Origin of the sequence: Salinimicrobium sediminilitoris, from assembly GCF_020866905.1 — a bacterium.
GTDB lineage: Bacteria > Bacteroidota > Bacteroidia > Flavobacteriales > Flavobacteriaceae > Salinimicrobium > Salinimicrobium sediminilitoris.
This window is the reverse complement of sequence record NZ_JAIVCC010000001.1, coordinates 287537-301033: the sequence shown is the minus strand read 5'-3', so window position 1 is coordinate 301033 and position 13497 is coordinate 287537. Positions and strand designations below refer to the sequence as shown.

The following is a 13497-nucleotide window of genomic DNA, read 5'->3' as shown; positions in this document are numbered from 1 at the left end:
CCTCCTGAATCGACCCGGTGAGATTGGCAAAAGGATAAAGCTAAGGTGTGATCAACAAAATGAGGCTCTAAGAGTCGCTCAAGAAAGATATCCTCACAGAAATCATCAGATTCTGCGATCCATACAAATTTTCCCTTAGCCAAAGCTATTCCTTTGTCCCATTGTTTAAAGGTGCTCCCGGAATTGGCTTCGTTAAAGATACACTGACTTACCTTGGAATGTCTGGAATATTGCAACAGTATATTCCGACTGTTATCCGTACTGAAATCATCTAGAAGAATAACTTCAATGTCCTGAACGGTCTGATTGAAGATACTTTCCAATCGCTGTTTTAAGTATTTTTCGTGATTATAATTGGGTAATATTACAGATACAAGAGGAGCTTTTGTTACCATAAGGCCTTTTTTATTCTTGACAATAATTCACTTACCAAATCCTGTGAAGTTTTATTTTTACATTGTTCAGAATTAAAAGATTCATTTTGACTGTAAAGTCTGGAATAGTATTTATGAAAAACTCTCGAATATTTTTGAACTAAGTAGTCCTGGTTCAACAATAACATTTCACGATTAAATGAATTAATCATAGATCCACCACAAACGCAATATCTAAAGGTTATTTGATTTAGATGATAAAATCTGACGTTTTGTATTCCTAAAGCGATCCAAAAATCCCAATCTTCATGACCTTGATAGGGCATATTTTCGTCATATCCACCAACTTTTTCCCAAAGCTCTTTTCTATAAATTGCACAGGCATCAATATAATTACCTACGAGTATTTTTTCCAGGTTAAATTCATCAATGGCCCATATACCTGTTTTTTCACCAAAATATTCCGCATGACCGTGTACGACCCCTACTTCATGATGAGAATCTAAAAAGGCGACTGCTTTTTCAGCAAAATCTTCAACTACCAAATTATCTGAATCTAACGGTAAAATATATTCGCCAGCTGCATTAGAAATACCAAAGTTTCTTGATTTCCCCAGTCCTTCATTTTCTTTAGAGAAATACTTAATTCGTTTATCTTTCTCTATCCACACTGAAGCAATAGCCTCAGTACCATCATTAGAACCATCATTTATTATAAGAGCTTCCCAGTTTTGGTGCCTTTGGTTAAGTACAGAGTTCAAAGTCTCTTCTAAAGTTTTCTCTGAATTAAAGCATGGTATTATAACACTTAGTTTAGGGTCCATGCTTCAACTATTTTTTTGCTATTACTAAATAGTTCATGGTATTATAATCATAATAGTACTTGTCATCTAAATATGAGAAAAACATATTACTGTATTTTCTAAAAAGTTTTCTTTTGATTAAGAAATTCGGAAAGGTATGTATTACCATTTGACCAAAAGTCGCCCATTTACCTCCATTAGCAAGTATTTCAACAGGTCGTAATCCTTGATTTTCAAATATAAATTTGAAACCATACTTTGTAAATCGAAAAAAATCGTAAGGTTCTTCATGCAAATGCCAATACATCGGACCTGATAATATTATATGACCATCAGGTTTTAACAATCGAAAGATTTCTTTTAATAGTCTATTGTGATCATCCACATGTTCTATTACTTGTGTACAAAAAATGGTGTCAATTGAATTATCATCTAAAGGAATATTTGTTGCGTCACAAATAATATCAACACATTTTTCACTAGATTGAACAATATCACACCCCACATACTCATCACACTTATTTTCAAACAAGCTTTTATATGGTTTATTACCGCACCCTATATCTAAAACTTTTCCCGCACTATAATTATTTATAGCATACTTAATATCCCGAATTAGAGGTTTATAAACTAAATAGTAATGATTAGAAATATCAATTACTGTAGAGTCCTTGAATCTATCCAAATGCTCTTTTCTCATCTAAAATTATTAAAGGCCTTTTTTAATATCCTCGTGATAGAAGTATTTTTCTTTTTATTCAAATTGACAAGCTCATTGTATTTGTCAATTTTATGAATTAATAGTTCTTTTCGAACCAAATCAAAACAATTAAAAGTTTGCATATTTGACAAATCTATTTCTAAAGTGGCTCCCTCTTTAATAAATAACACAATATTTTGTCTGAACCACCAAGAAATCGTTTCGACTTCCCAGATCAGCGGCCTAATTACATCATAACATTTATAATCATATTTATTAAATTTTTCAACCCAATATTTTAAAAATTGTTCATTAACATGATTTGTTCCTTCCTGTCCAGGAATAGCAGCTGAAAAAACAATAACATCTGATAAATCCGTTAAGTCTTTTATAAAAGAAACTGCTCTTTTTTCATCAAGATGTTCAGCTACTTCGAGACACATTGCCACATCAAATTTTTTTAGGTGCGGCAAATTTTTATTTAAATCTGCTTCAATAAATTCGTTTAAATCATCTATTAGAAAAAGTGATTTATCTACGAAATGAGCATCAACACCTTTAACTTCGATAACATTTTTGCAATTCTTCCAGATATTTAGCCATGATCCAACACCGCATCCTACATCTATTATAGATTTAGGAAGAAACCACTCATTTATGAGTGGAACTATGTGTTTTGCGGAATTTGTCGATTCTAGAACCTGGTTCTGATAGAATAAATGATTATATGTTTTTAAGTCGCTCATGATCTGCTTTTTACAACTACATTAATTAAACCTAGAGCAACTGCAACTAATGCCTTTTTGCCGCATAAGGTTTAAATTCTCCACCTTCCCTTATCCAGATATTGGCAGACATTTTTTTGCCAGCCCCATTCTGGTTCTTTCTGTCCTATCATTTCTACTTGAAAGGAACAACAATCAATTTCCTGAAACTTAATTCTTGATTTTGTATCTGCCAAATGAACTTTTAGACTGTAATTACCCTTATAAAGTAATAATTCATCATATGTAAAGGAAAGGACATTCTTACCCTTTAACCTACAAAAGGGGGTATAAATATCAAAAATATAATCATACAAAATAGGCGTCTGTAAATGGTTTAAAATTTGAAAAGACAATCCCAGATTCTGCATATTGGCAGCTGGCATGTTTATTTCAAATTCGATAGTTAATTCACCTCTATTTCGCTGAATTGTTCCACCTTCCGATGTCAAAATTTTCACCTTAGTTACAGAAGGACTACTGTTAGCGGGTTCCTGAGTATAAATATTTTGATCTCTATCGGCTTTAGAATAGACAGCTATTGCTTTATTTGTCTCCTCAAAGGCAATAATTTCTCCATTGCCCAAAACAATAGTTTTTTCTGTAATTGTACTAACTGCACTTAAGTCATGGCTCACAAAGATTACAGTTCTACCTTCACCACTTGAAAGGTTCTGTATTTTCCCAATGGCTTTTTTTTGAAATTCAGCATCTCCTACGGCCAAGACTTCGTCAATTACTAAAATTTCCGGCTCCAGGTGTGCAGCAACGGCAAATCCTAAACGGACAGTCATTCCACTGCTATATCTTTTGACGGGAGTATCTATATATTTTTCGCAACCGGAGAAATCGATAATTTCATCTAATTTATTTTTAATGTCCGCCTTAGTCATTCCAAGTACTGCACCGTTCATAAAAATATTTTCACGGCCGGTAAGTTCTGCATGAAAGCCTGTACCTACTTCCAGTAAAGAGGCAATACGCCCCTTGGTTTTAATACTTCCAGTGGTTGGAGCGGTGACCCGAGACAGAATTTTTAATAATGTAGATTTCCCGGCGCCGTTCTTTCCAATAATCCCTAAAACTTCCCCCTGTTTTACTTCAAAATTTATATCGCGTAAAGCCCATACATAATCTTCGACAGCTTTTATGCTCCTGTCATTAATGCCGCCTACCTTAAGAAAGGGATCTTCTTTTCCCTGCATTTTATACCACCATCGCTTAAGATCATCACTAAGTGTCCCGGTCCCCACTAAACCGAGTCTGTATTGTTTAGAAATATCTTCAGCTTTTAAAATATTACTCATATCCACTATTCAATTAACCATGCTTACACAGTATCAATAAAATTCTTTTCTGTTCGATTAAAAACTATCAGTCCTGTCAGAAACAGAAAAATTGAGATAAAAAGGGTATATAGAAATCCGTACCAGCTAAAAATGCCGGTATCCAGGATCATAAACCTGAATCCCTCTATAATGTGCGTTAATGGGTTGTATTGTACTATCCATGCGTACTCGGGCATCTCCTTTTCAACCTCAGCCAGAGGATAAGGTACTGCAGAAATATACAATAAAAGAGAAGTTGCAAAACCTACCAATACAGAGAGATCCCTATATTTTGTTGTAAAAGCAGAAATGATCATTCCAAGTCCCAATCCCATGAAAGCCATCATTATGATGTAAACCGGAAAAAGAAGTAGGTTGATGTTTGGTTCAATTTCAATTCCACTAGCCACAGCATAAAGATAGGCAATCAACAGCACCCCCATTTGTATTCCAAATTTGAATAAATTGGTGATCACGTTGGAAAGTGGCATGATTACCCGTGGGAAATAAACTTTTCCAAAAATACCTGCATTGGCCTGGAAGGTACTTGAGGTGCCGGTAAGACATTGAGCAAAGTAATTCCATGCTGTAATGCCGGTAAGATTAAATAAAAAAGGAGGGACCTCCCCTGTGGGGACATTGGCAATTTTATTAAATACAAGGGTGAACGTAATTGCAGTAAACAACGGCTGAATAAAATACCACAAGGGGCCCAGAATAGTCTGTTTATAAACAGTCACAATATTCCGCTTCACAAACAGGATCAACAAATCGCGGTATCGCCATATCTCCCCGAAATTCAGGTCGATCAGCTTCCGTTTGGGGGTAATTTCATAGAGCCAATCCTGGTTTTCTTCAGTCAATTTTTGGCTGTTTGGGTTTAAAATACGAAGTTAGAAGATTTCCCGAAGTAGGAGTGGATTTCGGAGAAAATTTACTTTCTTTTCTTTTAAACCATATGCAATGAAACTCTGCTTTTCCGGGAGAGGGTACTTTAACCGAGCCGCAAAGCTCTAACAAGAAAAATTAGTTTTTCTGGTTGGAAAATCTATATTTGTCTTTGTCCAAGCGCTTTTTCATTTGAAAAGATTATCTGTTTTAATTCCGGCTTATAACGAAGAAGAAACCATCACTTCTATTCTAGAGACTCTGAGGGATCTTAAGCTGGATTTCTCTCTTGAGAAAGAGATCATAATAGTGAATGATCATTCAACTGATGCCACTAAGACACTGATTGAACAATTCATAGCATCACACCCCGAAGTTCCGGTCTTTTTGTATAACCAAAAATATAACCAGGGAAAAGGGGCTGCCCTACACAAGGGGATCGAAATGGCTACCGGAGATTATATTATTATTCAGGATGCCGACCTTGAATATGACCCGAATGAATATAATATCCTTTTAAAACCGATGTTGGACGGTAAGGCTGATGTCGTTTACGGCTCCAGATTCATGGGTGGCAATCCCCACCGTATCCTTTTCTTCTGGCACACCATAGGAAACAAATTTCTGACTACCCTCAGCAACGCTTTCACCAATTTAAATCTGACAGACATGGAAACCTGCTATAAGCTCTTTAGAGCAGAGATCCTTAAGAGCCTGGTGATGAAGGAAAAGAGATTCGGATTTGAACCTGAGGTTACGGCTAAAATAAGCAGGATTCCAAAGATCAGGATCTATGAGGTAGGGATTTCTTATTATGGCCGTACTTATGATGAAGGAAAGAAGATCAATTGGAAAGATGGGGTAAGAGCACTCTGGTGCGTATTTAAGTATAATATCATCACAAGATAAATGAAGTTTCTAGCCGGTCCTTTTTACTTAAAGATCTTTTTGGGACCCATATTTATCCTTATTACCGGCTATAACTTCTACATAGCTGAAAGCACAAAGTATGAATCTGATGGCGATGCTGCCAGTTTTGTCGGTCTGGGGGTGAGTTTAGCCCAACATGGAAAGTACGGACATCTAATCACAGAAGGAGGTTTAATAAATAGCTTTAAGGGGAACAAGATATCAGAAGAGAAGTTGCACTTTGCAAACCACAGTACCTGGCGTCCTCCGGTTTGGCCGCTAATCATAGCAGGTATCTTCCTCATTTTTGGCTATCAACTCACCTATATTCTCATATTCAAATTTCTTCTTCATTTTCTGGGTATATTTATTTTTTATAGAACCCTGAAGCTTCTAAAACTGAAAGAGGTCCTGGTAATAATCGGCAGCTTTCTCTATGCAATTAGTCCCGCATGGCAAATTTATTCCCGGGTGTTCCTTTCTGAACCTGTTACTTTCTTCTTCATTACCTTATGGATATATCTATTGATCAGGAATGTGCAGAAAAAATCAGGTCCCATACCACAGGGGTTTGTAGGTGGGCTCTTGATCCTGTCGCATCCATATTATCTCTTTCTACCTTTTACAGTCTGGTTTATACTCTTTCTTTACCGGCAAATTAAATTTAAAAGCTTACTCATTACCTCACTTCTTGCTGTGGCCGTGGTGTCCATTTGGATCATAAGAAATTCGATTGTTCTGGATACTAACTCCCTTATTCTAACTACATCTTCAGGTGCGGTCATGGCTAAAGGCTGGAACAAAAATGTTATAGCCGAACACACAAACACCAAAGGAGATTTAGCCAATGAAGGTCTGGTATTGGAAGATTATGACTTCAACAGAAATAAAGGCTATGGTGAAGTTGAGATGTTACAGCTGTACAAAGACGCGACTATTCATTTCATCAATACACATCCTGAAATGGTGGTTCCAATTGTTGGTAAAAAGTTGGTGAGTGCTTTTAATCCTTTTCCTGAAACTCCCAAACCGGGTGTTCTGGAGACAGGAAGGTGGATGTTTCATCTATTGGCATTAGTAGCTTTGATATACCTTTTAATATTTTCCCGCAATAAATTGGTTCTTACTCTGGCCATAGGCTTGATCCTGTCCACAATTGGGATAACCATAATCACCTACTCAGGTTTCCGGTTCAGGATGCCACAGGCGGCGCTGGAATTACTATTACTAGTTTATGCGATAAATGTAAAAGTGGAGAAATTAAAAAGAGAGAATAAAGAGTATAAATTTAAAAATACAATGAACTGAGAATCTTTTTTATTTACATTATCAAACTGGCTTTAACTTCTTACGTAATAGCACTTTCCGTTCAACTAATGGCTGATTCGGGACTGAAAAAAATTGATCGCAGTATTTTTCAGGATTGGGATCATATTATCAGAGGAGAAATAAATGCTGATTTATTGGTTCTTGGTTCTTCGAGAGGAGCAGTTGGATATGATCCTTCCGTTTTGGAGGAGCAACTTGGCTTAAGTTCTTTCAACCTCAGTTTTAATGCGGGTTCGTACAACCTTCAAGAGGTTAAGCTAGAGGCTTATGTAGAAAATAATGAGCCGCCCAAAATGATAATTCATAATTTAGATTTGGCCCATTTCGTTTCATCAAAGGAAGTTCCTGAACGTTATCAATTTTTACCATTTTTAGAAAATAAATACTTACGTGAAGAATTAAATTCAATTGACCCACACTTTGGAAGGCACGCCTGGGTTACTCTTTTAAAATATAACCACTATAAGCCTCTTCTCGTCAAAGGGATATTTTCTTTTTTCGGAAAAAGTTATTCCATATATCCCACGGAAAAAGGTTTTACACCTTATGACAAGAATTTTGAACGAGATGTAAATAATCTCAAGAGACTTGAGCTTGAAAACCTAAAGCCTCTAAACATCTCAAGATATCGGGATGGTTTGAACCATACAAGATTTTTTTTACAGAAAAAAATTCCACTCCAAAAAAAAGTATTTTTAGTGTGGGCACCAGAACTTAAGGAACGAGCTATTATATCCTCTCCACTTAGGAAGCTAATAATAGCAGAAATACACAATATTACTTCAGATTTACCAAATGTACATTTTTTAGATTTTTCACAAGATGAAATGTCTGGTAATCCGGAATTTTTTTATGACACATTTCATTTGAATAAGGCTGGAGCTACATATTTCACCTACAAACTTTCTTCGGAAATAAGTAGAATTCTCGAAAATTAAATGCTGTTTAATACCATTACATATGCTCTATTTTTACCTGCTATTATTCTCTTGTACTGGGGACTACTAAGAAAATCTGTTAGAGCACAAAATATATTGTTGTTCCTTGGAAGTTATTTTTTTTACGGCTGGTGGGACTATAGATTTTTGCTTTTAATTTTTGTCAGCACGCTTGTTGACTATGCAATTGGGATAAAATTAGAAAAAGAAACCGATAAGACACAAAGAAAGATTTTATTAGCCGCTAGTATTATTCTGAATCTCGGACTCTTATTTTTTTTCAAATATTTTAACTTCTTCATAGAAAATTGGATTAGTGCCTGGTCAGGATTGGGTGTCCAAATGAATATGTGGAGCATGAAAATAATTCTTCCTATAGGTATTTCCTTCTATACATTTCAAACCCTTAGCTATACTATTGATATCTATAAGAAGCGAATCCAGGCAACTAATAATTTTCTCAATTTTGCAACTTATGTTGCTTTTTTCCCGCAGTTAGTGGCAGGGCCTATTGAACGTGCTAAAAATTTACTACCTCAATTTCATTCCCGAAGAATATTTAACCTAGAGGAATCTAAATCTGGATTCAATTTGATTCTTTGGGGACTTTTTAAAAAAGTGGTAATTGCCGACAATTGTGCTCAACTTGTAAATAATATTTTTGAAAATTATACAAGCCTCAGTGCTGAAGTACTGGTTTTGGGAATATTCCTTTTCTCTTTCCAAATCTATGGAGATTTTTCCGGTTACAGCGATATAGCTATTGGATCAGCACGGCTCCTTGGTTTCAAGCTCATGCGCAATTTTAATTACCCCTATTTTTCTAGAAATATTGGTGAATTCTGGAGAAGATGGCACATTTCGCTTTCAACATGGTTTAGGGATTATTTGTATATCCCTCTAGGGGGCTCAAAAGGTAATAGATGGATGACGACGAGGAACATTGTTATAATATTTTTAGTGAGTGGATTTTGGCATGGGGCAAATTGGACTTTTTTAATTTGGGGGCTACTCCATGCACTCTTTTTTATTCCACTTCTATGGATGGCCGGTAATCGCAAATACTTGGAGGACACTCCAACCTCTTCTTTAAGGGAAATCTCTAAAATCTTCTTTACTTTTTCAATTATAAGTTTTGCATGGATCTTTTTTAGATCAACAGACTTGTTTATGGCTGTGCAATATATTCTAAGACTTTTAACCTATGACAACTGGAGGGGATTAGACGAAATATTTTTTTATCCTTTTTTTGAGATTTTATTCGTTCTAACTTCTTTTATAGCAATAGAATGGCTCCATAGAAATCAAGAACAACCATTATGTGGTAGAAATGTAATTCTTAAAACTTCAATTCTAATAGTTGTAATAATAGTTTTTGGTTATTTTGAAGAATCTAAAGATTTTATTTACTTCCAATTTTGAATATAAAAATTAATAACTTCTTTTTAAAAGGCCTATTAGCTCTGTAGGCTTAAAATCAATTTCAAAACCGGAAAGCACATCTCACGATAAGAAAAAGGTGAATTCCTATCAGTTTTTTAATGTTTTTTATTTGTTGGAAAAATAAAAAATTAAACTGCTAGGGTAGTACCATAAGGATGGGCTTCTTTTGAAGAAGAACATTTCTGAAAATGATCTAACCTTTCTAAATTTTCTTTTCAAGAAATTGGCAATCCGACAACTGTTATTCGAAATTTCGAAGTACTTCCCTCCACTTTTTCTTCAGTCTGCTCTTCATGGTTTCCTGCTGTCCGTAGCCTTTTCCGTATTGCCCGTAACCATAGCCGTAACCGTAGCCGTAGCCGTAGCCATAACCATACCCATATTTAGCTCTGTGCACAAAGTGGTTGAGTACGAAGGAGATGTTTTTTACTTCGCCTTTGTTGTATTTCTCATTGATCACCTCCAGCATTCCACGCTTGGTGTAATCCTGGCGAATAAGATATAAAGTAGCATCAGCGTATTTGATAAGGTTGAGGGCATCGGCAACCACACCCACCGGCGGAGTATCCATGATGATATAATCATAACGCTCTTTAAGCTCAGCCATTAAGGTTTCCATCTGCTCGTTCATGAGCAACTCGGAAGGATTTGGGGGAATAGGCCCGGCAGTGATCACATCAAGGTGCGGCACCATACTCGGCTGAATGATTGTATCCAGAGACTCTTGCCCTATCAAGTAATTTACCACCCCCACTTCATTATTGATCTTAAAATCATCAAAGATCTTCGGCTTACGCAAGTCGGCACCCAACAGCAAAGTCTTCTTCTCACTCAGAGCGAAAACCGTGGCGAGGTTCATGGCACAGAAAGTCTTTCCTTCCCCGGAAACCGAGGAGGTAATAAGAACAGTTTTAGAGCCTTTAACCCCCTGCTTCTTGTACATGAACTGCAGACTCGATCGGAGGCCACGAAAACCTTCAGCAATAGCCGATTTAGGTTTATTGAACACAGCGAGATTTGTATCCATTTTGCTTTTCCCGATCATACCAAGAATAGGAATGGGTGACAATCGGGTTACCTCCTGGGCGTTGTGAACATTCGTATTTAGGAAAACCAAGAGAAAAACAAATGTAAGAGGGATCATTCCCCCTACCATTAATGCCATTACATAATTTAACTGAGTGTTTGGTCCAATCTGTCCGCCGCCGGTATCCTTTGCGGTATCAATGACCATCACATCACTCACATTTGCCGCTTTAATAAGTCCAGCTTCGCTGCGTTTCTCCAGGAACAGGTTATAAGTCTTTTCACTCAGGGAATATTTTCGCTGGATCTTAATAAGGTCCTGTTCCTCCTGAGGCAATTTCTTAATTTCTCCTTCTGCCAATGTAATGTCCCGGTTAATATCCCGCAGTTCATCCCTCAAAAGATCTTGGGAAGAAGTCATATTCTCCAGCAGCACGTCTTTTACCGCATTGATCTGCCGGTCAATATCTTTAAAAACAGGAGAATTCTCCTGAAGGGAGTACTCATACTTACGACGCTCTTCAGCCAGAGTAAGGATCCTTCCAACTCCACTTACTATACTCCCTTCCGAAATACCGGCAACCGAAGGTGCAGGCACGTCTGAATAATCACTCCTGTTTCGCAGATAATCTTCTAGGGTTTCATAATAAGCTAATTGCCGGTCGATCTCTTCCCTTTTTACATCAAGGGTCATTAGCTTTCCATTTAATTGACTACTTTCCGCGGAAATATCCAGTATTGAATTCTTATTCCTAAAATTATTGAGTTCATCTTCTACTACCTGCAGCTCCATTGCTTTTACATTGAGGCTACTATCTATGAACCGGATGGTCTTGGTAGCAAAAAGATTTTTTCGCTCTAGCATATTTTCACTCAGCACTCTAACCGTCCCGTTTAAGTAATCAACTATTTCAGGTTTGTTATCTCCTACCATGGATAAGTTGAGCACTGAAGCACCTTGTGATTGCGGATTTACTGCAACTCCCCGGAATCTTCCTACGGTGCCATCGAAATGCCGGAATTGCACATAGAAAGGCTTATCAATGGTAGGAGCGTGATGAGTGGGCACCAGAGTTCCGCTAAAAAAAGGTAGATCTATAGGTTCATTTAGTTTGTATTCTCTTTTAAACTCACCTTCTTCCACCACTACGGTAGAATATTCTTTTGTACGGTAATTGAAGACGGAGGCAGTTACTCCGGAGAAATTTGTACTAAGAGTGAAGGTTTCAGGATCCTTAAAACTGATGGTGAAGGTATTTCCCTGAGCCTGAAATGCCGTGGTATCAGCTACCACTTTAAAAGGGGTAAAGCCATAGGCGTTCACCCGCTGATACTCCCCGTCCTGTTGATATCCAACATAGTACTGAAGCCGCTCTACCACCTCCTCGTTATGAGACCTGGAACGGAGGATTGTCATTGCAGTATTTACCTTATCTGAAGTCCCTCCCCAGTTAAAGGTAAGACTGGTATTACTGGTGAAAAAAGGATTTTGATCATCCTTAATAGAAATGGAATTTCCTAACTGATAGACTGGGAGCTTTCTAACATTGTTGTAATACGCCACCCCCACGCTTATAGCTATGGAAAGCAGAATAAGCTGCCAGTAACTAAATACTTTGAGTACAAAACCTTTAAAATCAAAGGTAGAACCTACGTCACTAATATGATCATCTTCATGTGCCATACATCACCTGGTAATTAATAGTATTGCCGAAGTTAAAAACGCCAAGACAGTAGTAAAAGTTTGAAAATTTGATAATCCTGTGGTACCTAGTCCCCAGGCTTTTTGCGGAAGAGGATTTACTATGATCAAGTCATTTGGTTGGATATAATAATAGGGCGAGCGCATTGCATCTATGGTGGTAAGATCAATATGATGCCGCTTCTCCCCTCCCGGATATTGTCTAACGATCACCACATCTGTCCTGTCTCCAAATTCCCCAATATCCCCGGCATTGGCAATAGCTTCCATGATAGTCACCTGCTCCTTATAGATCACCTGGCTCCCGGAACCAATTTCTCCAATGGTTGTATATCTTATTCCCGCCAGCTTTACGGTGACAAATATATTTGCCTCCTCCTTAAAATATTGCTCTAAAAGAGCTTTTTCGATCTTCTCTCTCACCTCCTCTACGGTAAACCCCAGCACATTCACTTCCCCTAATGTAGGCACCCGAATATTCCCATGAGCATCGACTAAAAACCCGTCATAATAAAGTCTTTCTTCTCCCGTGGCGTTAAGATTCTGCTCCCCAATAGGATTAAACATCCCTACCACATCCTGATCAATGGCTTTTACTCTAATACTCAACAAGTCGTTTACCTGAATCCTGTAAGGCTTTTGAATCCGCTCCACCTTGATAATACTATCTGTCTCCCCACCATCCTCCTGCAGGTACATCAACCTTTTGGTAGGAACGCAGGAAGAAAAAAAAGATATAACACTAACAATAACAATTAAATGCCTGATACTCATTTGGGATAAATAGGTAAAGACAAATATAGGTGTTGAATGTTAATAATAAAATAAATGGAGGTTTAGTTTGTTAAATGAAGTTAAATCGAAATACGAGTTTAGAAGTACGAAGGTAGAAGTTGTTGCCGGTTGCCAGTTGCCTGTTTCCAGTTTGAGCTTGCCTGAATATGGTTGCGGGTTGCGGGTTGCGGGTTGCGGGTTATACCTGTTGCCGGTTGTCGGTTTTTTCTGAACAGAAAGCATTCAAAAGTCCTGGATTAGTTGTCATCCCGACAGAGCAATTTCTTTCGGCAGAAAGGAGATGCGACGAGAGATCTCATCATGAGAACGAGGAATCAAGTTTTCAGTAAAGCTGAGGCAGATTTCTCAGTCGCTCAAAAGCTTCTTCGAAATGACGTTAGTTACTGGCAGACCGGCCACTAAACAGAAAAAAGTCTTGGTTCTTGTCTCTTGTTTCTTGGTTCTAAGAAGAGAAACTGCCAACTTCAAAACTGCGTCCTGCTTACTGAAAATATGGCT

At 37.4% G+C, this 13497-nt stretch carries 11 protein-coding genes and 1 pseudogene; 4 read left to right on the top strand and 8 right to left on the bottom strand.

From position 1 onward, the window contains the following. Positions 1 to 14 precede the first annotated feature (14 nt). From LA313_RS16435 to LA313_RS01250, 6 genes and pseudogenes are all read right to left on the bottom strand, one after another. Positions 15 to 395: pseudogene (locus LA313_RS16435) on the bottom strand (glycosyltransferase family 2 protein); the annotation flags it as partial. Further along, positions 389 to 1198 (bottom strand): glycosyltransferase family 2 protein, encoded by an 810-nt coding sequence (locus tag LA313_RS01270; RefSeq protein ID WP_228912794.1) that lies wholly within the window; start codon positions 1196 to 1198, stop codon positions 389 to 391. The gene LA313_RS01270 and the pseudogene LA313_RS16435, both read right to left, overlap by 7 nt. 7 nt (positions 1199 to 1205) lie before the next feature. Further along, positions 1206 to 1877 (bottom strand): class I SAM-dependent methyltransferase, encoded by a 672-nt coding sequence (locus LA313_RS01265; RefSeq protein ID WP_228912793.1) that lies wholly within the window; start codon positions 1875 to 1877, stop codon positions 1206 to 1208. Continuing rightward, the gene (locus LA313_RS01260; RefSeq protein WP_228912792.1) at positions 1874 to 2623 is read right to left on the bottom strand and encodes a class I SAM-dependent methyltransferase; all 750 of its coding nucleotides are present in this window, start codon (positions 2621 to 2623) and stop codon (positions 1874 to 1876) included. The genes LA313_RS01265 and LA313_RS01260 overlap by 4 nt, the downstream gene beginning before the upstream one ends. Before the next feature lie 71 nt (positions 2624 to 2694). Next, entirely contained in the window at positions 2695 to 3948 is a 1254-nt protein-coding gene (locus LA313_RS01255) for an ABC transporter ATP-binding protein (protein ID WP_228912791.1), read from the bottom strand. 23 nt (positions 3949 to 3971) lie between these two features. Beyond that, a complete protein-coding gene (locus LA313_RS01250) occupies positions 3972 to 4832 on the bottom strand; it encodes an ABC transporter permease (protein WP_228912790.1) in 861 nt (286 codons plus the stop codon). Positions 4833 to 5049: 217 nt separating this feature from the next. Between LA313_RS01250 and LA313_RS01245 the strand changes: the two genes are divergently transcribed. The 4 genes from LA313_RS01245 to LA313_RS01230 all read left to right on the top strand — a co-directional run bounded on the left by LA313_RS01245 (position 5050) and on the right by LA313_RS01230 (position 9455). Further along, positions 5050 to 5766: a glycosyltransferase family 2 protein gene (locus tag LA313_RS01245; protein WP_228912789.1), complete on the top strand. Its 717-nt coding sequence runs from the start codon at positions 5050 to 5052 to the stop codon at positions 5764 to 5766. After that, a complete protein-coding gene (locus LA313_RS01240; protein WP_228912788.1) occupies positions 5767 to 7074 on the top strand; it encodes an ArnT family glycosyltransferase in 1308 nt (435 codons plus the stop codon). Between the two features lie 68 nt (positions 7075 to 7142). Then, entirely contained in the window at positions 7143 to 8033 is an 891-nt protein-coding gene (locus tag LA313_RS01235; protein WP_228912787.1) for a hypothetical protein, read from the top strand. Further along, a complete protein-coding gene (locus LA313_RS01230) occupies positions 8034 to 9455 on the top strand; it encodes an MBOAT family O-acyltransferase (RefSeq protein WP_228912786.1) in 1422 nt (473 codons plus the stop codon). A 262-nt stretch (positions 9456 to 9717) separates the two neighbouring features. Here LA313_RS01230 and LA313_RS01225 read toward each other — a convergent pair whose 3' ends face one another. Both LA313_RS01225 and LA313_RS01220 read right to left on the bottom strand, forming a co-directional pair. Then, a complete protein-coding gene (locus LA313_RS01225) occupies positions 9718 to 12186 on the bottom strand; it encodes an exopolysaccharide transport family protein (RefSeq protein ID WP_228912785.1) in 2469 nt (822 codons plus the stop codon). A 3-nt stretch (positions 12187 to 12189) separates the two neighbouring features. After that, entirely contained in the window at positions 12190 to 12978 is a 789-nt protein-coding gene (locus tag LA313_RS01220; RefSeq protein WP_228912784.1) for a polysaccharide biosynthesis/export family protein, read from the bottom strand. Between the last annotated feature and the right edge of the window lie 519 nt (positions 12979 to 13497).